Annotated in this window: 12 protein-coding genes; 9 read left to right on the top strand and 3 right to left on the bottom strand. The window is 37.2% G+C overall.

Going from position 1 to position 25,099, the window contains the following annotated elements:
* Positions 1–62: 62 nt before the first annotated feature.
* Together ACZ5QH_RS15305 and ACZ5QH_RS15300 are read right to left on the bottom strand one after the other, a co-directional pair.
* Positions 63–371: a hypothetical protein gene (locus ACZ5QH_RS15305; protein ID WP_303578036.1), complete on the bottom strand. Its 309-nt coding sequence runs from the start codon at positions 369–371 to the stop codon at positions 63–65.
* A 121-nt stretch (positions 372–492) separates the two neighbouring features.
* Positions 493–957: a MarR family winged helix-turn-helix transcriptional regulator gene (locus ACZ5QH_RS15300; RefSeq protein ID WP_151803248.1), complete on the bottom strand. Its 465-nt coding sequence runs from the start codon at positions 955–957 to the stop codon at positions 493–495.
* Between the two features lie 226 nt (positions 958–1,183).
* Here ACZ5QH_RS15300 and ACZ5QH_RS15295 point away from each other — a divergent pair, with 226 nt between their 5' ends.
* From ACZ5QH_RS15295 to ACZ5QH_RS15275, 5 genes are all read left to right on the top strand, one after another.
* Complete coding sequence (locus ACZ5QH_RS15295; protein WP_464016716.1) at positions 1,184–1,366, top strand: hypothetical protein; 183 nt, start codon at positions 1,184–1,186, stop codon at positions 1,364–1,366.
* Positions 1,367–1,488: 122 nt separating this feature from the next.
* Positions 1,489–3,006: a TolC family protein gene (locus ACZ5QH_RS15290; protein WP_419761948.1), complete on the top strand. Its 1,518-nt coding sequence runs from the start codon at positions 1,489–1,491 to the stop codon at positions 3,004–3,006.
* On the top strand, positions 3,003–5,147 hold the full coding sequence (locus ACZ5QH_RS15285; protein WP_151803499.1) for a type I secretion system permease/ATPase: 2,145 nt from the start codon (positions 3,003–3,005) through the stop codon (positions 5,145–5,147). Before ACZ5QH_RS15290 ends, ACZ5QH_RS15285 begins: the two co-directional genes overlap by 4 nt.
* On the top strand, positions 5,144–6,334 hold the full coding sequence (locus ACZ5QH_RS15280; protein WP_303578037.1) for an HlyD family efflux transporter periplasmic adaptor subunit: 1,191 nt from the start codon (positions 5,144–5,146) through the stop codon (positions 6,332–6,334). Before ACZ5QH_RS15285 ends, ACZ5QH_RS15280 begins: the two co-directional genes overlap by 4 nt.
* Positions 6,335–6,656: 322 nt before the next feature.
* Positions 6,657–16,796 (top strand): Ig-like domain-containing protein, encoded by a 10,140-nt coding sequence (locus ACZ5QH_RS15275; protein ID WP_464016715.1) that lies wholly within the window; start codon positions 6,657–6,659, stop codon positions 16,794–16,796.
* A 29-nt stretch (positions 16,797–16,825) separates the two neighbouring features.
* Here the strand turns inward: ACZ5QH_RS15275 and ACZ5QH_RS15270 are convergent.
* Positions 16,826–17,991 (bottom strand): IS3-like element ISAba21 family transposase gene (locus ACZ5QH_RS15270; RefSeq protein ID WP_085947552.1). Its coding sequence is split into 2 segments (ribosomal slippage): positions 16,826–17,733 and positions 17,733–17,991, totalling 1,167 coding nucleotides; the frame shifts between segments, so codons are not numbered across the junction.
* A 16-nt stretch (positions 17,992–18,007) separates the two neighbouring features.
* Between ACZ5QH_RS15270 and ACZ5QH_RS15265 the strand changes: the two genes are divergently transcribed.
* From ACZ5QH_RS15265 to ACZ5QH_RS15250, 4 genes are all read left to right on the top strand, one after another.
* Entirely contained in the window at positions 18,008–21,454 is a 3,447-nt protein-coding gene (locus ACZ5QH_RS15265) for a beta strand repeat-containing protein (protein WP_303577149.1), read from the top strand.
* Positions 21,455–22,111: 657 nt separating this feature from the next.
* Entirely contained in the window at positions 22,112–22,711 is a 600-nt protein-coding gene (locus ACZ5QH_RS15260) for a recombinase family protein (protein ID WP_303577150.1), read from the top strand.
* A gap of 151 nt (positions 22,712–22,862) precedes the next feature.
* The gene (locus tag ACZ5QH_RS15255; protein WP_303577151.1) at positions 22,863–23,141 is read left to right on the top strand and encodes a hypothetical protein; all 279 of its coding nucleotides are present in this window, start codon (positions 22,863–22,865) and stop codon (positions 23,139–23,141) included.
* A 763-nt stretch (positions 23,142–23,904) separates the two neighbouring features.
* Entirely contained in the window at positions 23,905–24,873 is a 969-nt protein-coding gene (locus ACZ5QH_RS15250) for an esterase/lipase family protein (protein WP_004822959.1), read from the top strand.
* The last annotated feature ends 226 nt before the right edge of the window (positions 24,874–25,099 follow it).

Raw genomic sequence — 25,099 nt, 5'->3', positions numbered from 1 at the left:
GGTAATATTCGTTTTATGAGTCTCTTTAAATGTGTTTTTAATCTTAATGTTTTTATGTTTTATTAAATTTTAAATATTTCTATTTTATAAAAACCTTTCATTTTTAATGGGTTGCTTGTAATTTTTAAGCAGTTTTTCTCAGTATTGTATTTGTATTTTTGACAATTTTCTGAAATAAAAACATTGCTTTTTAAAATAATTATTTTACTAGGGGTGTTTTGATTTATTATTATGGTTACTTGACTGTAAGTAATGAAATTTATATTTTTATGGTAATATTTAGTTTTTCCATAAAAACTGTAAATTCCATTAAAATTGCTTCTAATTTTATTGTCTATAAGGAAATATATTAGGTTTAAAGTGCTTTCCATTTGAACCTCATTTAGAGTTTAATGATTTTACAAATTTTTATTATAATTTAGGTTTTTAATAGTTGGTTTTTAAAATTATAATAAATTTTTAATGAATATAGTCTGGAGTTTTGTTGAGTGATTAATTTGAAAGCCTTTTAAAAATATGCTTAAGGGTCTCTAAGAAATTTTCGATTTGTAGTGGCGTTAGTCCATCAAAAGATTGTGTTATAATAATATGGTTTAGTGTATTAATATTTTGAATAGCATAATCACCTTTTTTAGTTAATGTGACGCGTGTAAATCGGCCATCTATCTTACAGGTTGATGTTTCAACTAATCCTTCATTTTTTAAGCGATGAACAATTTTAGTCGTAGTTGATATTTTACAAATCATTATTTTAGATAAATCTGATACGCTTGCATTATTTTTTGATTTTAACGCCAGCAAAATTTGGCGACGTGAATTATCTAAACCATATATTTTCAATGCATAATCAATATTTTGAATGTATTGAGTATGAACTTGAGAAATCCAATGAAATGGCGAATTTTCTAAGTTAGGATCTCCTGCTAAAGGCAAAAATTTATTGTATGGTCTTTTCATATTTAAAACTCATTGAACTATTTGTTTCATAATTATTATTAATGAAGTGTTTGATAAATAATAATTAAGATGATTTTTATTATATGAATAATTTAAAATATTTAAAGGGTATGTGGTTTTTTTTAAATTTTTTTTTTAAAAAATATTTAAAAATCAATAAGTAGTGCTGGATGATTTTTAAATATGTTTTTTATTGTGTTTTAAAATGTTGATATTTAGATGTTTAATGAATAATGGAAGAAAATTTATTTATATTATTTTATCTATGGCGGGTTCTAAAGATTTTAAGTTGTTTATTTTTAAAATTTCATTGATCAAAGAAATTGTCATAACTCTCAAAGTAAAATTAAAAATTATGACTAATGTTATGTACTTTATTGTTGGTGTTTTAAACATTGATGAAAATTAAACGATTTTATTTCTTTTGATTTCAAATATTTATTTTTGTTTTTTGAGTAATTTTAAAAAATAAATTACTTAAAATTAGGCCGAGACTATTATGTCCAATAATTTTTTTGAGCTTATTTGTAGATGTATCTTTTTAATCGTCATAAGCAAATTCGAATATATTCTAGATTTAAAATTAGTAAGTGTTTTTTATTTTTTATGATAGTTGTCCATTCTTCAGAAGCTAGTTCAGAAGTCACAAATTTAAATAAAATCTTCGCGCCTAAACCTGATGAAACTTATAAAACTGTGCAATTTAAGCAGTTAAGTGATTTTAAATTCGGTCAAAATTCAGCTTATGAGTTATCAACAATTGTTCCAAACGAACCCACAAATCTAACTCATAACGCAGATATTTCTATGCGTTCACAAAACCCAATTGGTCTACTGGATGCTGTGAAAATGACAATTCAACGAGATCCTGAAATTAGCCAAGCTATATCTGTGCTTTCTTCTCAAAATGCCAATATAGATGTGGCTAAATCACAATATTATCCTCAATTATCAGGAGGTGTTGTGACCGGAGATTTAAGTTCTAGTGAGAGAGGACGTCAGTTATTAAATTTAAGTGCTACACAAATGTTTTATGATTTTGGAAAAGTGAAATCAAGTGTAGATACACAACGCGCTAAACTCAGTGTTCAACAAGCAAACGTACTGGTGAGTATTGATGATATTGCTTATCAAACCGCATCATCGATCATTAATATTGAGCGCTATAGAAGAATTACTCAGATTGGTGAACAGCAAATTATTGGGATTAAAAGAATTTTAGATATAGCGAATTTGCGTGCAAAAGCCGGAATTAGCAGTCAAGCCGATCCTATTCAAGCCGAATCCTATTTGCAATCAGCCGAATCTAATTTGATTGCTCAAAAGTCTCTATTAAGACAGTACCAACAACGTTTGACGACTTTAATTGGCTTTGATATTACAAATAAAAGCTGGAGCATTCCTGATGATCTCGTGAAGCTGTCTGATTTATATGCTGACCCTGAGTTTAATACGGTTCCTAAAATAATTGAAGCTCAAGCGGAGGTTGAAGTTGCTAAATATCAAAAAAAACAGACGGATCTTAGTCGGTATCCAACTTTTTCTGTAAAAGGTTCTCTAAATCAAGCATTGAATGGCGTGAATCCAAATAATAATAAAGATAATGGGCTATATAGTTCCGTAATGGTTGAGGCAACAAGTAATTTTTATCAAGGAGGGGCAATTTCAGCCCAGGTCAAATCAGCGGGTTATGCTGAGCAAGCTGCACGCTCAAGAGTACAGGCAGTCTATTTAGATATTTTAGATCAATTACGTACAACACGTGAAAACATTGAAAGTAAACAGAGTCAAATGCGGGTTTTGGGTGAAAGACAGTTAACGAGTATTAAAACAAGAGAACTTTATCAAGAGCAATATAAATTAGGCACACGCTCTGTATTGGATTTATTGAATGCAGAAATGGCTATTCACTCGGCTAACAATGAAATGGAAACAGCTCGCTATGATATTTATGCCAGCTTACTGCAATATGTGCAAGTTACTGGTCGTACACGTCAGGTATACAAAATTAATAATATTTCAATACAAGGGTTTGAGGTACAGCCATGAGTCAAATAACGAATTATCAACCATGGTTGCAATCAGTACTTATTATTGCAAAACATTATCGTATTGAACCATCAGAAGAGCGTATCCGACTACAACTTGATTGGAATAAAAATCAACATATAGATGATATTTTATTTCTAATTTGTCGTCAGATGGGAATGAGCTTTCGCAAAATTACTTTTTCTCAAGATTTTCTACATCCCTGGCGCTTACCAGTAATTGTTGAATTCAAAGATGGTCTGATTGGTGTTATAGATAAAATGGATACTGCAGGTAATGTAAATATTCAATTTAGTGAGGAGCAAGGTTTATCCCAAAGTTTTAGTATGGCGCAACTTCACCCACTTATTCATCATATTTATATAGTTAGGCCCCAAACATCAATACCAGACGCCCGTGTAGATGAATATATTAAGCCATATAAGCCAAGTTGGTTTTGGTCGATTGTTTTAAAAGATTGGAAGCGTTACATCGATGTTATGTTTGGTTCATTAATCGCAAACATCTTGGCATTAGCCACGATTATCTTTTCAATGCAAGTTTATGACCGTGTAGTCCCTTCACAATCTTACCCAACCTTGTGGGTACTTGCTGGTGGTGTTTTATTGGCTGCAATTTTTGAGTTTGTCCTGCGTGTTTCTCGAGTTTATCTTTCGGATGTTATTGGAAAAAGGGCTGATTTAAAAATATCAGATCGAGTTTTTGGACATGCGCTACGTATAAAAAATAATGAACGTTCGAAGTCAACAGGGACTTTTATTTCTCAAATACGAGAGTTAGAAGGTGTTCGTGAACTGGTTACGTCTACGACTATTAGTGCGATTGCGGATTTACCTTTTTTCTTTTTGTTCCTTGTCATTTTTTGGTTGATTGGTGGAGATCTATTTTGGGTGATGGTCTTGGTCGTTCCACTAATAATTGTACCTGGGATATTAATGCAAAAGACATTAGCAAAGTTGGCACAAGAAGGTATGCGTGAATCGTCTATTCGAAATGCTATTTTAATTGAGACAGTACAAGGAATTGAGGATATTAAGCTATTACGTGCTGAATCTCGATTCCAAAATCAGTGGAATCATATGAATGAGGTTTCATCTGATATCAGTATGCGACAGCGTAAAATTGTTGGGGTGCTCACGGCTTGGACACAGAAAATTCAAGGGCTTACCTATGCAATTGTGGTCTTAGTTGGCTGTTTTGCTGTAATAAAAGGTGATATGACGACAGGTGCTTTAGTTGCATGTTCAATCCTTTCTTCACGGATGCTTGCACCAATTTCACAAATCACTGGTGTTTTAGGTCGTTTACAGCAAGCGAAGGTTGCAAAGAGAAGTTTAGATGAATTAATGAAAAAGCCAGTTGATCAACCTGATGAAAAACATTTAATTCAAAAACCTATTATCTATGGCGAATATTCTCTAACAAATGTTGTTTTTCAATATAGTCCAGATGACCCTAAAACTGCTTTAACTATTTCTAATTTAAATATAAAAGCAGGTGAAAAAATTGCCATATTGGGGCGCAATGGAGCAGGTAAATCAACGCTATTGCAGCTACTTTCAGGAATGCAGTTTCCATTACAAGGTAAAATTAATTTAGATGGTTTGGATTTGGGGCTAATCGATCCCGCAGATGTTAGACGTGATATGGGATTGCTGAATCAGAATGCACATTTATTTTATGGCACGATTCGGGAAAACCTGAAGTTGGGGGCACCATTGGCAAGTGATGAAGACATCTTTAGTGTATTAAAGGTAACTGGGGCATTAAATTTTGTTGAAGAGAAAAAAGAAGGCTTAGATCATTTGATTTTGGAAGGCGGGATAGGTTTTTCTGGTGGTCAGAGGCAAGCTTTATTATTGGCTAGGCTTCTAATACGTGATCCTAATATATTGCTATTAGATGAACCTACTGCATCAATTGATGATGTTGCAGAGAAAATATTAATCGATCATTTAAGATTATGGTTAGGGCAAAAAACGTTGGTTGTAGCAACGCATCGTCGTGCAGTATTGGAATTGGTGGATCGGATAATTGTGGTCAGTGACGGTAAGATTGTAATGGATGGACCACGAGATCAAATTCTAAATCAATCTTCTACATCAGCTCCTGCACAAGTTCAGAAAGGAGCACGTTCATGAATAATCAAGTTCAATTACCTGAGCGTTCTACCAAAGTTTCTTATAAAGAACCACCATTACCAAGCGCTAGTTTAGTGATTTGGATTATTGGGATAGGTTTGTTGGTTTTATTCATTTGGGCATGGTTGTTTAATCTTGAAGAAGTTTCGACAGGCACTGGAAAAGTAATTCCTTCTTCAAAAGAACAAATAATTCAGTCACTTGAAGGTGGTATTTTAACAAAATTAGATGTTCAGGAGGGTGATATTGTCAAAAAGGGACAAGTATTGGCTCAGCTTGATCCTACACGTTTTGCTTCAAATGTTGGAGAGTCTCAATCATTGCTCATTGCTTCTCAAGCTACAGCTGCGAGATTGAGATCAGAAGTTAATGATACACCACTAGTTTTTCCTGAAGAAGTAAAAAAGGATTCCGAGTTAATAAAGGCTGAAACTGCGCTATATAATTCTAGGAGAGTAAATCTTGAAAGCTCAATTTCGGGCTTGAAACAGGCATTGCAACTTGTAAAACAAGAGTTAGCGATGACAGAGCCTTTAGTAATTAAAGGTGCCGCCAGTGAAGTAGAGGTTTTGCGTTTAAAGCGTGAAGCTAATGATTTACAAAATAAAATTAATGATGCTCGTAATCAATATTACGTTAAGTCACGTGAGGAACTTTCAAAAGCAAATGCTGATACTGAGCAACAACTTCAAGTTGTAAGAGGACGTACAGATACTTTAAATAGAACAACATTTAAAGCGCCTATGCGTGGAATTGTAAAGGAGATTGCTGTGACAACTCAAGGAGGAGTTATCCCTCAAAATGGTAAGCTAATGACCATAGTTCCTTTGGATGAGCGGTTATTAATAGAAGCTCGCATTTCTCCAAGAGATATTGCATTCATTCATCCTGGACAAGATGCTCTCGTTAAAATTACAGCCTATGACTATTCTATTTATGGTGGGCTAAAAGGAAAAGTAACAGTAATTTCTCCAGATACTATTCGTGATGAGGTAAAACAAGATCAGTTTTATTATCGTGTTTATATTAGAACTGACGCCGATAAACTATATAATAAGAATGGAGTTGTATTTAATATTACACCTGGTATGGTTGCTACTGTTGATATTCAAACAGGTGAAAAATCGATATTAGACTATTTGCTTAAACCGTTTAATAAAGCTAAAGAGGCTTTAAGGGAGAGGTAAATAAAAATAAGGTATTAAAATTATATCGTTTTAATATTTTAATACCTTATTTAAAATCCATGTTGTTAAATTGCTTATGTTTAAATCATAATTAAATGCATAAAAAAAATAAATAATTTTAAAATGTAGTTATAAAATATTGTTTTATATTAAATTTTTTTTAAAAATAAAATCATGTATAAAAAATGTGATGCAATTCATGTTTTTAATTATTGGTCATGTTGAAATGGCTAAATTTAGATTTAATATTAACAAATAGTAATGGGCTAATAAAGTCTTGTTTTTAATTTACTTTGTGATTAAAACCCTGGAGGGTTATTACATGTCTAATATAAAAGTAATTTCAAAAGAAACGCATAATACACTGATGGAGATAAATGAAAGTAAAGTTTCTTTATCTGAGGCGTCTGTGGTTGTATTAAAAATAAATAAAGAGGATGTTTTAAAAATAGAACAGAGTGGTAATAGTGCTATTATTACTCTTAAAAATGGTGAACATATTGTTATTGAGAATTTCTTTAATAATACAAATTACCAAACCGAAAATAGTTTGGTTTTTGAAGATGATCAACATAAGCTTTTATGGGTACAATTTAGTGATGCAAATGGTGCTTTATTAGATAATATTACATATGGATATATTGAAAATATAGAACCACTTCTTTATCACGACTCTGTTGCTGGGCCTTTGGCATGGTCTTTCATTCCTACAACAGCAGCAGGGATACTGTGGTGGGCTCATAATGATCATAAAAATAGCAAAGATACAACAGCACCAGCTAAACCAACAACACCAGAGGGTTTTGTTGACAACCAAGGTGATAACCAAGGGACATTCCCAGGTGGTACACAAACGGATGACACGACCCCAGGGATTGTGATTGGTCCAGTGACACCAGGTGACAAACCAACATTGATTGTAGATGGTGTAGAAGTTCCATCTACTTATGATCCAACTACAGGTACCTTAACGCCAGTTAATCCATTACCTGAAGGACCACATGAAATTACCTATACGATCACAGATCCAGCGGGTAACACCAGTGTTCCAAGTGATCCGATTCAAGTGGTTGTGGATACAACAGCACCAGCTAAACCAACAACACCAACAGACTTTGTAGACAACCAAGGTGATAACCAAGGAACGTTCCCAGGTGGTACACAAACGGATGACACGACCCCAGGGATTGTGATTGGTCCAGTGACACCAGGTGACAAACCAACATTGATTGTAGATGGTGTAGAAGTTCCATCTACTTATGATCCAACTACAGGTACCTTGACGCCAGTTAATCCATTACCTGAAGGACCACATGAAATTACCTATACGATCACAGATCCAGCGGGTAACACCAGTGTTCCAAGTGATCCGATTCAAGTGGTTGTGGATACAACAGCACCAGCTAAACCAACAACACCAACAGACTTTGTAGACAACCAAGGTGATAACCAAGGAACGTTCCCAGGTGGTACACAAACGGATGACACGACCCCAGGGATTGTGATTGGTCCAGTGACACCAGGCGACAAACCAACATTGATTGTAGATGGTGTAGAAGTTCCATCTACTTATGATCCAACTACAGGTACCTTGACGCCAGTTAATCCATTACCTGAAGGACCACATGAAATTACCTATACGATCACAGATCCAGCGGGTAACACCAGTGTTCCAAGTGATCCGATTCAAGTGGTTGTGGATACAACAGCACCAGCTAAACCAACAACACCAACAGACTTTGTAGACAACCAAGGTGATAACCAAGGAACGTTCCCAGGTGGTACACAAACGGATGACACGACCCCAGGGATTGTGATTGGTCCAGTGACACCAGGTGACAAACCAACATTGATTGTAGATGGTGTAGAAGTTCCATCTACTTATGATCCAACTACAGGTACCTTGACGCCAGTTAATCCATTACCTGAAGGACCACATGAAATTACCTATACGATCACAGATCCAGCGGGTAACACCAGTGTTCCAAGTGATCCGATTCAAGTGGTTGTGGATACAACAGCACCAGCTAAACCAACAACACCAACAGACTTTGTAGACAACCAAGGTGATAACCAAGGAACGTTCCCAGGTGGTACACAAACGGATGACACGACCCCAGGGATTGTGATTGGTCCAGTGACACCAGGTGACAAACCAACATTGATTGTAGATGGTGTAGAAGTTCCATCTACTTATGATCCAACTACAGGTACCTTGACGCCAGTTAATCCATTACCTGAAGGACCACATGAAATTACCTATACGATCACAGATCCAGCGGGTAACACCAGTGTTCCAAGTGATCCGATTCAAGTGGTTGTGGATACAACAGCACCAGCTAAACCAACAACACCAACAGACTTTGTAGACAACCAAGGTGATAACCAAGGAACGTTCCCAGGTGGTACACAAACGGATGACACGACCCCAGGGATTGTGATTGGTCCAGTGACACCAGGTGACAAACCAACATTGATTGTAGATGGTGTAGAAGTTCCATCTACTTATGATCCAACTACAGGTACCTTGACGCCAGTTAATCCATTACCTGAAGGACCACATGAAATTACCTATACGATCACAGATCCAGCGGGTAACACCAGTGTTCCAAGTGATCCGATTCAAGTGGTTGTGGATACAACAGCACCAGCTAAACCAACAACACCAACAGACTTTGTAGACAACCAAGGTGATAACCAAGGAACGTTCCCAGGTGGTACACAAACGGATGACACGACCCCAGGGATTGTGATTGGTCCAGTGACACCAGGCGACAAACCAACATTGATTGTAGATGGTGTAGAAGTTCCATCTACTTATGATCCAACTACAGGTACCTTAACGCCAGTTAATCCATTACCTGAAGGACCACATGAAATTACCTATACGATCACAGATCCAGCGGGTAACACCAGTGTTCCAAGTGATCCGATTCAAGTGGTTGTGGATACAACAGTGCCAACACAATCAGTCATCATCTCAACAGTGACTGATGATGTTGCACCAGGTTTAGGTAACGTTGCTAATGGTGGTTCAACCAATGACACTACACCATTACTTGGTGGAACAATCAGTGCTGGTTTGAACAGTGGTGAGCGAGTTGTTATTTTACGTGATGGAGCAGTTGTTGGAACTGCAACAGTTACAGGTACAACTTGGACATTTGCTGATGCTGGTTTGGTGGATGGTAGTACTTATATTTATACAGCACGAGTAGAAGATGCAGCGGGCAACCGTGGTGCGATTTCTACCAACTATAGTATTTCAGTGGATAGCAGTGCACCAACACAAACTGTAGTGATCAGTAACATCGTTGATGATGTTGCACCGCAAACAGGAAATGTTGCTAATGGTGGTACAACGAATGATGTAACACCAGAATTGCAAGGTACGATCAGTACTGTATTAGGTTCAGGCGAGGTTGTTGCGGTATATCGTGATGGCGTTAAAGTCGGCACAGCTACAGTAACCAATACAACTTGGACATTTGCAGATACAGGTTTAGCTGATGGCGTAAATTATGTTTACACAGCACGAGTAGAAGATGCAGCTGGGAACCAAGGTTCAGTATCAAATAACTATGCAGTTTCCGTAGATACCAGTGCGCCAACACAATCAGTCATCATCTCAACAGTGACTGATGATGTTGCACCAGGTTTAGGTAACGTTGCTAATGGTGGTTCAACCAATGACACTACACCATTACTTGGTGGAACAATCAGTGCTGGTTTGAACAGTGGTGAGCGAGTTGTTATTTTACGTGATGGAGCAGTTGTTGGAACTGCAACAGTTACAGGTACAACTTGGACATTTGCTGATGCTGGTTTAGTGGATGGTAGTACTTATATTTATACAGCACGAGTAGAAGATGCAGCGGGCAACCGTGGTGCGATTTCTACCAACTATAGTATTTCAGTGGATAGCAGTGCACCGACACAAACTGTAGTGATCAGTAACATCGTTGATGATGTTGCACCGCAAACAGGAAATGTTGCTAATGGTGGTACAACGAATGATGTAACACCAGAATTGCAAGGTACGATCAGTACTGTATTAGGTTCAGGCGAGGTTGTTGCGGTATATCGTGATGGCGTTAAAGTCGGCACAGCTACAGTAACCAATACAACTTGGACATTTGCAGATACAGGTTTAGCTGATGGCGTAAATTATGTTTACACAGCACGAGTAGAAGATGCAGCTGGGAACCAAGGTTCAGTATCAAATAACTATGCAGTTTCCGTAGATACCAGTGCACCAACACAATCAGTCATCATCTCAACAGTGACTGATGATGTTGCACCAGGTTTAGGTAACGTTGCTAATGGTGGTTCAACCAATGACACTACACCATTACTTGGTGGAACAATCAGTGCTGGTTTGAACAGTGGTGAGCGAGTTGTTATTTTACGTGATGGAGCAGTTGTTGGAACTGCAACAGTTACAGGTACAACTTGGACATTTGCTGATGCTGGTTTGGTGGATGGTAGTACTTATATTTATACAGCACGAGTAGAAGATGCAGCGGGCAACCGTGGTGCGATTTCTACCAACTATAGTATTTCAGTGGATAGCAGTGCACCGACACAAACTGTAGTGATCAGTAACATCGTTGATGATGTTGCACCGCAAACAGGAAATGTTGCTAATGGTGGTACAACGAATGATGTAACACCAGAATTGCAAGGTACGATCAGTACTGTATTAGGTTCAGGCGAGGTTGTTGCGGTATATCGTGATGGCGTTAAAGTCGGCACAGCTACAGTAACCAATACAACTTGGACATTTGCAGATACAGGTTTAGCTGATGGCGTAAATTATGTTTACACAGCACGAGTAGAAGATGCAGCTGGGAACCAAGGTTCAGTATCAAATAACTATGCAGTTTCCGTAGATACCAGTGCACCAACACAATCAGTCATCATCTCAACAGTGACTGATGATGTTGCACCAGGTTTAGGTAATGTTGCTAATGGTGGTTCAACCAATGACACTACACCATTACTTGGTGGAACAATCAGTGCTGGTTTGAACAGTGGTGAGCGAGTTGTTATTTTACGTGATGGAGCAGTTGTTGGAACTGCAACAGTTACAGGTACAACTTGGACATTTGCTGATGCTGGTTTGGTGGATGGTAGTACTTATATTTATACAGCACGAGTAGAAGATGCAGCGGGCAACCGTGGTGCGATTTCTACCAACTATAGTATTTCAGTGGATAGCAGTGCACCAACACAAACTGTAGTGATCAGTAACATCGTTGATGATGTTGCACCGCAAACAGGAAATGTTGCTAATGGTGGTACAACGAATGACACAACACCAGAATTGCAAGGTACGATCAGTACTGTATTAGGTTCAGGTGAGGTTGTTGCGGTATATCGTGATGGCGTTAAAGTCGGCACAGCTACAGTGACCAATACAACTTGGACATATACAGATAGTGGCTTGGCAAGTGAATCTACATATAGCTATACAGCACGTGTTGAAGATGCGGCAGGTAATACAGGAAATAGTTCAGCGGATTACAGTGTAACCATCCAAACAGGTGGCCCAACACAAACGACTATGATCACTGCGGTGCAAGATGACTTTGCTCCGCAAACTGGTGTTGTTGCCAATAATGGTGCAACAAATGATACGACTCCTTTAATTGAAGGTGTAATTAGCGCGGCATTAAATGTTGGTGAAAGCGTAGTTGTTGTTCGTGATGGTGTGGTGATTGGCACTGCAACAGTTACAGGTACAACATGGACCTTTAATGACAGTGGTCTGAGCAATGGGTTGGGTTATACCTATACAGCATACGTACAAAATGCCGCATCAATTTCAGGTGGTGTATCTAATTCTTATACGATTAATATTGACACCATAGTACCAACACAAACCACAACGATAACAACAGTTGTTGATAACGTTGCCCCAGGTTTAGGAAATGTTGCCAATGGTGCTTTCACCAATGATGACACGCCAGAAGTCCAAGGTACGATTAGTGCTACATTGGGTTCAGGTGAAGTTGTTGCGATATATCGAGATGGTGTGAAGGTTGGCACAGCAACGGTATCTGGTACAACTTGGACCTATGCTGATGCAGGTTTGGCGAGTGGTTCAACCTATACCTATACAGCGCGAGTAGAAGATGCGGCGGGTAACCAAGGTTCGTTATCGAACAACTATGCGATTTCTGTAGATACCAGTGGTTCAAGTCAATCTGTACAAATCTTGTCTGTAATAGATGACTTTGCTCCGCAAACGGGTGTTGTAGCCAATAATGGTGCAACAAATGATACGACACCGCAATTAACAGGTTCAATTTCAACAGCACTTACAGGCACAGAAACAGTTGTAGTATTGCGTGATGGTGTGGTGATTGGCACAGCAACAGTTACAGGTACAACATGGACCTTTAATGACAGTGGATTAAGTAACGGCAATACTTATGTATATACAGCACGTGTTGAAACAGCGGGTGGTAACCAAAGCCCAGCATCGTCAGCATATACAATTACTGTTGATACTGTAGCGCCAACACAAACCACAACGATAACAACAGTTGTTGATAACGTTGCCCCAGGTTTAGGAAATGTTGCCAATGGTGCTTTCACCAATGATGACACGCCAGAAGTCCAAGGTACGATTAGTGCTACATTGGGTTCAGGTGAAGTTGTTGCGATATATCGAGATGGTATTAAGGTTGGCACAGCAACGGTATCTGGTACAACTTGGACCTATGCTGACGCAGGTTTGGCAAGTGGTTCAACCTATACCTATACAGCGCGAGTAGAAGATGCGGCGGGTAACCAAGGTTCGTTATCGAACAACTATGCGATTTCTGTAGATACCAGTGGTTCAAGTCAATCTGTACAAATCTTGTCTGTAATAGATGACTTTGCTCCGCAAACGGGTGTTGTAGCCAATAATGGTGCAACAAATGATACGACACCGCAATTAACAGGTTCAATTTCAACAGCACTTACAGGTACAGAAACAGTTGTAGTATTACGTGATGGTGTGGTGATTGGCACTGCAACAGTTACAGGTACAACATGGACTTTTAATGACAGTGGATTAAGTAACGGCAATACTTATGTATATACAGCGCGTGTTGAAACAGCGGGTGGTAACCAAAGCCCAGCATCGTCAGCATATACAATTACTGTTGATACTGTAGCGCCAACACAAACCACAACGATAACAACAGTTGTTGATAACGTTGCCCCAGGTTTAGGAAATGTTGCCAATGGTGCTTTCACCAATGATGACACGCCAGAAGTCCAAGGTACGATTAGTGCTACATTGGGTTCAGGTGAAGTTGTTGCGATATATCGAGATGGTATTAAGGTTGGCACAGCAACGGTATCTGGTACAACTTGGACCTATGCTGACGCAGGTTTGGCAAGTGGTTCAACCTATACCTATACAGCGCGAGTAGAAGATGCGGCGGGTAACCAAGGTTCGTTATCGAACAACTATGCGATTTCTGTAGATACCAGTGGTTCAAGTCAATCTGTACAAATCTTGTCTGTAATAGATGACTTTGCTCCGCAAACGGGTGTTGTAGCCAATAATGGTGCAACAAATGATACGACACCGCAATTAACGGGTTCAATTTCAACAGCACTTACAGGTACAGAAACAGTTGTAGTATTACGTGATGGTGTGGTGATTGGCACAGCAACAGTTACAGGTACAACATGGACCTTTAATGACAGTGGATTAAGTAACGGCAATACTTATGTATATACAGCGCGTGTTGAAACAGCGGGTGGTAACCAAAGCCCAGCATCGTCAGCATATACAATTACTGTTGATACTGTAGCGCCAACACAAACCACAACGATAACAACAGTTGTTGATAACGTTGCCCCAGGTTTAGGAAATGTTGCCAATGGTGCTTTCACCAATGATGACACGCCAGAAGTCCAAGGTACGATTAGTGCTACATTGGGTTCAGGTGAAGTTGTTGCGATATATCGTGATGGTGTGAAGGTTGGCACAGCAACGGTATCTGGTACAACTTGGACCTATGCTGATGCAGGTTTGGCGAGTGGTTCAACCTATACCTATACAGCGCGAGTAGAAGATGCGGCGGGTAACCAAGGTTCGTTATCGAACAACTATGCGATTTCTGTAGATACCAGTGGTTCAAGTCAATCTGTACAAATCTTGTCTGTAATAGATGACTTTGCTCCGCAAACGGGTGTTGTAGCCAATAATGGTGCAACAAATGATACGACACCGCAATTAACAGGTTCAATTTCAACAGCACTTACAGGTACAGAAACAGTTGTAGTATTACGTGATGGTGTGGTGATTGGCACTGCAACAGTTACAGGTACAACATGGACTTTTAATGACAGTGGATTAAGTAACGGCAATACTTATGTATATACAGCGCGTGTTGAAACAGCGGGTGGTAACCAAAGCCCAGCATCGTCAGCATATACAATTACTGTTGACACCATAGTACCAACACAAACCACAACGATAACAACAGTTGTTGATAACGTTGCCCCAGGTTTAGGAAATGTTGCCAATGGTGCTTTCACCAATGATGACACGCCAGAAGTCCAAGGTACGATTAGTGCTACATTGGGTTCAGGTGAAGTTGTTGCGATATATCGTGATGGTGTGAAGGTTGGCACAGCAACGGTATCTGGTACAACTTGGACCTATGCTGATGCAGGTTTGGCGAGTGGTTCAACCTATACCTATACAGCGCGAGTAGAAGATGCGGCGGGTAACCAAGGTTCGTTATCGAACAACTATGCGATTTCTGTAGATACCAGTGGTTCAAGTCAATCTGTACAAATCTTGTCTGTAATAGATGACTTTGCTCCGCAAACGGGTGTTGTAGCCAATAATGGTGCAACAAATGATACGACACCGCAATTAACAGGTTCAATTTCAACAGCACTTACAGGTACAGAAACAGTTGTAGTATTGCGTGATGGTGTGGTGATTGGCACAGCAACAGTTACAGGTACAACATGGACCTTTAATGACAGTGGATTAAGTAACGGCAATACTTATGTATATACAGCACGTGTTGAAACAGCGGGTGGTAACCAAAGCCCAGCATCTTCAACATATACAATTACTGTTGATACTTTAGCGCCAACACAAACGACCGTAATTACTCAAGTAATCGATGATGTTGATCCACAAACAGGTATCGTTGCGAATAACGGAGCAACAAATGATGTAACGCCAAGTATTGAGGGTACGATTAGCACTGCATTGGGTTCAGGTGAAGTTGTTGTGGTATATCGTGATGGTGTGAAGGTTGGCACAGCAACGGTATCTGGTACAACTTGGACCTATGCTGATAATGGCTTAGTTGATGGTACGACTTATAGTTACATAGCACGAGTAGAAGATGCAGCAGGAAATGTGGGTGTATCGTCTGGGGCTTATACTATTACTTTAGATACAACTGCTCCTAGTGCATCAAACCTTGTAGATATCACAGCAATAAGTACAGATACTGGTACATCAAGCACAGATTTTATTACCAGTGACACTACTTTGACTGTCAGCGGTACATTAACCACAGCATTAAATGTTGGTGAAAAAGTACAAATTTCAAATGATGGTGGGGTAACTTGGATTGATGCAATTACAACAGGTACAACATGGAGTTTAGTTGATGCTGTTGTTCATAGTAGCAATTTTACTTATCAAGCACGTGTTATTGATGCAGCAGGTAATATTGGAAGTACAGATAGTCAAGCAATAGTGATTGATACCACTGCGCCAACATCTGTGATTGATATTACAGCAATTAGCACAGATACTGGCACATCAAGTACTGACTTTATTACGAGTGATACAACATTAACTGTCAGCGGTACGTTAACAACTGCTTTGAATGTTGGAGAAAAAGTACAAGTATCAAATGATGGCGGTATAACGTGGGTTGATGCAATCACGACAGGTACAACATGGAGTTTAGTTGATGCTGTTGCTCATAACAGTAACTTTACTTACCAAGCACGTGTCATTGATATTGCAGGTAATGTTGGAAGTACGGATAGTCAAGCAATTGTGATTGATACCACTGCACCAACATCTGTGATTGATATCACAGCAATAAGTACAGATACTGGTACATCAAGCACAGATTTTATTACCAGTGACACTACTTTGACTGTCAGCGGTACATTAACCACAGCATTAAATGTTGGTGAAAAAGTACAAATTTCAAATGATGGTGGGATAACTTGGATTGATGCAATTACAACAGGTACAACATGGAGTTTAGTTGATGCTGTTGTTCATAGTAGCAATTTTACTTATCAAGCACGTGTTATTGATGCAGCAGGTAATATTGGAAGTACAGATAGTCAAGCAATAGTGATTGATACCACTCCACCTACATCAGTGGTAGATATTACTGCAATTAGTACAGATACAGGTATATCAAGTACTGACTTTGAAACTAGTGATACTGATATGTGCTGAATTAGCAGGAGACTTTCACTTGGGATATGCTAGGCAGCTAACCGATAAAAGTTCTCTGCTATTTGATTTGGCGTTTTAAAATCCAAACTCTTTTGAATTCTTCGCTGATTATAAAATAACACAATGTATTTTGTAATATCTGCTTTAGCTTCATCTCTGGTTTTATAGTTGCAATGATGCACTAATTCATTCTTGAGTATGCCCCAGAAACTTTCAATCGGTGCATTATCGTAACAGTCCCCACGTTTGCTCATTGAACCTTGAAAATCACATTTTTCCAGTATCTTTCGATATTCATGGCTGCAATATTGGCTGCCTCTGTCCGAATGAATAATTAAGCCTTTCGTTGGTTTTTGATTACGAATCGCCATAGTCAGTGCATTGCAAACAAGTTGTGCGGTCATACGCTCATTTAAGCTATAGCCAACCACTTGTTTCGTGTACAGGTCTTTTACTGCTGCCAAGTATAACCAACCTTCAGCAGTCCAAATGTATGTAATATCGCTTGACCATGCAAGATTGGGCTTAGTCATTGAAAACTGTTGCTCTAGTAAATTTGCGTAGATCGCTCGATTATGATCACTCTTCGTAGTTCTTTTGAAACGCTTATGACGCTTACAATACAGCTGGTTGAGCTTTTTTATTTGACGTACAGCATACGTACTGATTTTGATACCTTGCGCTTGTAAATGCTTAGTTAATCGAATATAGCCATAGCTTTGTTTAGTTTCCTCATGAGCTATTTTGACCAAAATTGTCTGTTGATTTCGCTGAACCAATCTTTTATTCATGCCTCGTTTTAGCCAATCATAAAATCGTGACACTGAAACGTGAAGTAATCTAGCCATAAAGCTAATCGGGAATAAATATCTTTGCTGTTTCATATAGGCGTACCTTACTGACTTTCTTTCGCAAAGTACGCTGCTGCCTTTTTTAGAAATTCACGTTCCATTTCAGCTGTTTTGAGCTGTTGTTTGAGCTTTTTATTTTCTTCGAGTAAGGCATTTAGATCAGGTGAATATTGTTTAGTGCCTGCTAAGGTGCCAGTCTTTGCTTTATTATTCCAATTTGAAAGAGTTTGCATTGAAATGCCAAGTTGTCTGGCTGTTTCCGATACATTGCCTTGATTGGCTTCAATCAATTTTATTGCTTCAACTTTAAATTCTGCGGTGTAAGTCTTCTGTTTCTTGCTCATGGTAAACTCCTGATGAGTGTCTATAGTTTACCAAGTTAAAACCTCCTGTTTTCTCAGCACACATCATACGACTTTAACTGTCAGCGGTACGTTAACTAGCGTTTTGAGTGCTGGAGAAAAAGTACAAGTATCAAGTGATGGCGGTATTACGTGGGTTGATGCAATTACAACAGGTACAACATGGAGTTTAGTTGATGCTGTTGTCCATAGTAGCAATTTTACTTATCAAGCACGTGTCATTGATGCAGCAGGTAACGTTGGAAGTACAGATAGTCAGGCAATTGTGATTGATATAACTGCACCGACTCAGTTGGTAACAATCACAAACTATACCGATGATGTTGGTGGAATTACAGGTAACTTTAACAGTGGTTCAACAACAGATGATCGTACTCCTGTATTAAATGGTACCGTAAATTCTACATTGGGAGCTGGTGAGCAAATTGCTGTTTATCAGGTGAATGGTGGAAATACAAGTTTCCTAGGATATGCAAATACAGTTGGAACAGCATGGACTTATGAGGTCAGTTCTAATCTAAGTGATGGTCAATCATATACCTATTATGCACGAGTAGTAGACACTGCTGGAAATCTTGGTTCACAAAGTAATAACTTTTTGATTAATGTGGATTTAACAGTAAATATTAATACTCAAAACACCTTAGACACTACACCTATTATTAGTGGATCAACAGGTTTTAAAATCTTACCAGGTGAATACCTTGAAGTAACCGTAAATGGTAAGACTTACTCATCTCAAACAGGTGCTGTTGTTATTGATCCATTAAATAACACTTGGTATGTGCAAGTCCCTAATGCTGATGCCTTGAATATTGGCACTTATAATGTTTCAGCTGTATTGAAGAACTCAACTGGAGTAATTACTCAAGATGATACGACAAATGAACTGATCGTCGCTGCTACACCTGTGGTGACAGTTGGTGCAGGCGGAGGTGATCCTGACCAAAAAGCAACAGCTGTAACCATTGGTCAAGATGGTAGTTGGCGTATTCATACGAATCAAACAATGCTAGATGCAAATGGAACATCTTCTTCAACATTAGGAAGTTTTGCTAGCACTTCTTTAGTAAGTAATAATGGTGGGACAGGCTACAACACGCAAAATTATGTTCAAAATGCTACATTCATTGATTTCAATCGTGATGGTTTAATGGATCTATTTGCGGTTGATAATAGATATGATGATGGTCAACAAATGTTCTACTATAACGGAACTACTTATACAGCGTATCAAGTAGGTGCGTTTACTAATGCCCCTCAAACAGGGGGCTTCGCAGGGGATGCAAATACTGATGGTAGTGCCAACACATGGAGTTGGTATGGCGGTATCATGGCAATTGACAAAAATGGTGATGGTTTAGTCGATATGATTATTGGTGATCAAACACCAAATGATAGTGCTATTAGAGGTGGGTATGGTTCTCAAATTGTTTTAAATAATGATGGAACTGTTTTTGGAATGTCGAAGGATGGTAATTTTGCAACTGACTATTCTGCTAATAGTACTCATCAGCCTATTGGACCTGATCAATCCCAGTCAGATATGGAGCTTTCAGGAGTAGACATTAATAATGATGGCATTATTGATTTTGTAATGCATAGTCAAAACATTGTTGCTGATGGTTCTAGAATTAGTGCAACTGGCGCACTTAGCACTAACCAAGCACGTCTAGTAATTGCCAAAGGAACCAATACTGATGCTTGGAACGTCGATCAGATTGTTGAAAATGTATTTCAACGTGGTACAGATGATGATCCAGGTATTGGTAATGGTGTTGCCATGACATGGGCCGATTTCAACGGTGATGGTTTCATGGATCTATTCTTAGGTCGTGGTAGTGAAAGTGATACTGCTGCTTCAGGTAGTGCTAATAATGCAGGTGAATATGCAAGTCGTATTTATTTCAATGATGGTACCGGTAAGCTGATATTTAGTGATCCAAATAATGATGGAATTGGTAATCCTACTGCTGCAGGTAAATATGTCTTTACTGATAATCTCGCTGGTGGTGCCTCTATAGCATTAGATTGGAATCACGATGGTAAAATGGATATCATTGAATTACCTGGTATGGGTAATAATGGCGGTGTAACAAATGCAGCTAATACTGGACCAATTAACTTGTATACCAATACCAGTTCTGGTGGGGTTGTGAGTTTTACGACCAATAATTTATTAACACAAATTGGTAAAACGACGATTGGGACCAGTAGTACAACTGGAACAAATAGTGGACCAGTTACTGGCGCAATTGCTATTGATATTGACTGGGATGGTGACCGTGATTTGTTGGCCTTTACTGTAAATGGGCAAACAACTTATATAGAGAATAAAAACAATGTCGCTTATGGAACAAGTATTCATTTAAGAATACTTGATGAAGAAGGGATTAATTCTCTATATGGCAATACTGTCCAATTGATCGATGAGTCCACAGGTTTAGTCGTTTCTACGCAAATCATCAATGCTCAATCAGGTAACCAAACGAATGACAGTACAGCAATTGTTGACTTCTATAATTTAGATGCATCAAAATCATATAGTGCAGTGATTTTACGTCAGAAAAATAATGCTGCGGCTGATGTAGGCGGTGTAGCTACAGTTGGTACTAATACTGTTGAAATTGTAAATGCGGCTTGGGCTGGATTAAAAGCAACAGAATCAAATAATGCCTATGTATTGACTACTGAAGCTAGTAATAATGTAGCAAATGCCAATAAGGCTAACGGGATTGTTGGTACAGGTTATAACGATACATTCTTTGCGACATTAGGAAATGATATCTATAACGGTGCTGGCGGCACAACAACTATTTCAGGTGTTAAATCGTGGAGTAATACAGGCGGTTTAGATATTGTTGATTATAAACTTGCAGGCAGTACAGCAATTGTTGTGGATTTATCGAATACATTGGCTCAGAACACTGGATTTGGTACTGCAACTTTTAAAAATATTGAAGGAATTGCAGGTGGGTCTGGTAATGATGTACTGACTGGTAATGCGCTCAACAATTATTTCAATGGTCGTGGTGGCAATGATATCTTTAATTTAGGGAGTGGTGGACAAGATACCTTAATGTACAAGTTACTCAATAGTGCTGATGCAACTGGTGGTAATGGTTCAGATATTGTGAATGGCTTTAAAGTGGGTACTGTTGAGGCTACACCTAACGCTGATATTATTGACATTAAGGACTTATTGGTTGGCTATACTGCTGATACAGATGGAGCTGCTCATTATATTAATGGTATAGCAACAATAGATGCAGGAGATACTATTGCAAATTATCTTAGTGTAACTCAAGTTGGCAATAATACTGTAGTGAGTATAGACCGTGATGGTTTGGTTGGTGGTACAAATTACACGCCATTAGTAACTCTAAATAATGTTCATACTGATTTGGAAACGTTACTTGCAAATCACCAAATAATAATTGGTTAAAAGTATTTTATTCAAAAAAATGACGCCTAGGCGTCATTTTTTTTATTCATAATGGAGTGGTTTTAATAACCATATTTCACGTTAATACAGATTTTATCTGGTTTATATTTTTATAATGTGTTGTTGAAAATTATAATTATTAATAAATGGTTCATGTTTTAATATGTAATACAGATATGGTTATTTTTATTAAGATAAAGCTCTTTTTTACACATTGACGTGATATTTGTTTAATTCTTGATAAAATATAGGATTTGAATTTTATAGTGCTATTTGTATTGATTTTATTTTTATTTATTCTTGTGTTTTTTTTGATTGAAAAGTAAGAGGTTTGATAGTGCTTCATAAATTGTAGATTCATGGAATTTAATTTTCATAAAATTTTATTTTAGTAAAGTTTAATATGAATAAAGAGTGATTTTTAAGTGAAATATATTTTTTAATGCTTTAGATACAAAAAATATTTTCTTTAATTTTTTTTATAAATATATGTTTTTTAAAATTAATTTATCTTATTTTTTTTATGATTAAAAACAAGCATATGTTTAATAATGTGTTTAATATAATGATTAATATTAATTTTTTTTATACATATTTATAGAATATAAAAACTATGTAAAATGAGAAGTAGTTAACTTTTATGACAGGGGTGTCCTTATGAGAATATATGCTTATTTACGTGTTGAGCCAGGCTTTAAAGAAGATTTAAACGAATATTATAGTTTTTTTAATAAGTATGGTTATCATATTCAAAAAAATCGCTTAATATGGGAGGAAGTTGCTGTAGATACACCAATTTTTTATAGAGATAAAATTGTAAATTTAGTTAATTATAGCTTGGAGGAAGATAACATATTAATAATAAAAGGACTTGATAGTTTGGGGGCGAATTTTGTAGAGATATCTGAATTTATAAATATAATTGAATCTAGGAAAATTATATTAATATGCTTGGATTACTCTAGAAATGAAATAAAGGGAGATATTAAAAGAATTTTTTTTCATTTTATAAAAATGGGAGCAAATTTTGAAATGAATTTTAAAAGAAATAAAAAAAGCAATCTGAAAAGTGATGCAGTAAAAAGAGTAGGGCGACCTGAAATTCTAAATAATGATCAAAAGAGAGAAGTAGTTGAAAAATTTAAAAAGGGTTTTAGTGTATATTCTTTAGCAAAGGAATATTCTGTTACAAGGACTGTAATTCAACGATTATTAAATAAAGAAACAGAAAAATTTTCCAACTTTAATACTAAATAGAATTATATCTTAAAGTTTAAGACTATATAGTTGGAGACTATTCTTTTATATTGTTTATTGTTAGTTTTTAAGTATTTTATTTTTATGGATTTTTTAAAACATGTGTTTTATTAAATTCACATGTTTTTTTAAGTTTTAATTTGGTGCCGTTATGGAAAAATGGAAATGCAATTATTGTAATGGATATATCTCAGTGAATGTTGATATGATTGAAGTTTTTGATAAGGTTGATTTTAAATTTTTTGAGGATATAGGCGGATTCTATCTTAAATATATTCCAGGTCATGTATTATTTAAAGATAATGATATGGTGTATATTTCTTGTGATTTTGGGCTATATCGCGTCCATAAAAATAATATATATCCAAAAAATGCACCTGTTAAATTTATTTATAATATGTTTTGGACTTGTTTGTGTGGTGCTCGATGAATTGAATAGTTTTTAATGTTAAGATGTGGTTATAAAATCTTCGATTTTTATAATTTTATTCTATAGAGTTATCTTTAATAGTTGATTTTATCATTATATTAATTACTTTAATCTAATATTGACTCGAATTAGGTTTTGTAGCCGGATATCACTTGAAAACTCTTTCTCTTGGCAAAATGAACTGATGAGTTACTTTTCGTTCATTTCATATCCAAAACAACAAAATCATCAACGCCCCATAATATGATTCAGGAATATTTTAAATATTATCAATGGGCTTCTTTAACTTTAAAACAACTACAAAACCTCTTTCTTTTGAGTGAAGAGGCTAGCGAACTAATTAGATAAGTAAGCGACTTACAAAATTTACACAGTTAAGTGAATAAACGTGATAGATCATGAAAGTCTTTCAGCTATTGAACAAGCTAAAAACTGGAAAAATAATTTAATGTGCTTTTAGAAAGGCCGAAAAGAAGAAATTCAACAACTGCCAAAACTACAAGATATAAGGACGCTGCGTGATTTAACCAAACAAATGCAGTCACTTCATTTATGCAATCAACCAGAATAAATGTGCTTGTAGAACTTTGAATATATCCATGACCAAGGAGGGTAAATAGGATTGAGTAAATAAGGCTTTTAGATGACAGCTTTATTTATGAGGAGCACTATGCAAAAAACAAAAAATGCATGGTTATAGAGGATTTATAACGTGAATGATGCTGATTTCTAAAGAAAAGAAATCAAGATAGCAGGGAAATATATGAAACAGACTTTACTCACCGCTAGTATTGTGGCTTTGGCCACATTGGCTATGCCAGTTTTTGCTTCTGGTTTACAGAGCGTTAGCAGTAACTATGTGGCTTCTGATTATGCAAAAACTAAATACCCAGTTGTATTTAATCATGGGATGTTTGGTTTTACTCGACTCGGTCCTACAGCTTTTGGGATGGATTATTTTTATCAGGTTCTTCCCGATTTGGCACGTAATGGTGCGACGGTTTATGCAACCCAAGTTTCTCCACTAGAATCCACCGAAGTTCGTGGCGAGCAGTTGCTACAACAAGTAGATGAAGTTTTGGCTCTCTCCGGAAAGTCAAAAGTTAATTTGATCGGTCATAGTCATGGTGGACCAACCATTCGTTATATTGAAGCGATTGCACCTGAAAAAGTTGCCTCACTCACTGCTGTTGCTGGAACGTTTAAAGGGTCCAAAGTGGGAGATGACATGTTGGATAATCCTAGTGAGAAATTTTTATTTACCGTTCTAGGACAGTATATTGTTGCGCCAGTGGAACTACTCCTACAAGGTAATCCTGATTTGCCAATTAGTCTGGATCGCTCATTGAAATCATTAAGTGAAAAGGGTTCTGCTGAATTCAATGCGCGTTTCCCAACTGCAGCAATTCCATCTGATTGTGGCAATGGTCAGAAGATTACCAGTAATGGGGTTTATCATTATTCGTGGACAGGTAAAGCTCAAGCAACCAATCTACTTGATGTCATTGATGTCGCTATTTCCACCATGGCACCGAGATCTTATAAAAATAATGACAATGATGGTTTGGTTAACCGTTGCAATGCACATTTCGGACAGGTGATTCGAGATGACTATAATCAAACTCACCTAGATGAAATCAATCAGATTTTAGGGTTAAAAGCATGGTTTGGACCAGATCCTGTGTCACTTTATCGTCAACAGGTCAATCGTCTAAAACTTGAAGGGTTATAAGGCAATATTATAAGCAATAGACTCTAATATTTTCAAAATTAATATTAAGCGCATCATAAGGGAGTCTGAATATTCAGGCTTCTTTTGTTTAGAACACAATGATTGGCTTTAGGTTTAATCTTTTCTAAAAATTTAGATTTTTTTTATCTATGAATAAAAAGCTGATAAAGATTTATTAGAGATCTTTGTAAAAGGGGAAGATGACATCCATGTCGATCATTACACT

The organism is Acinetobacter sp. Ac8 (genome assembly GCF_055392545.1).
Note: the sequence above shows the minus strand (reverse complement) of the source record. Positions and strands in the feature narration are given on the sequence as shown.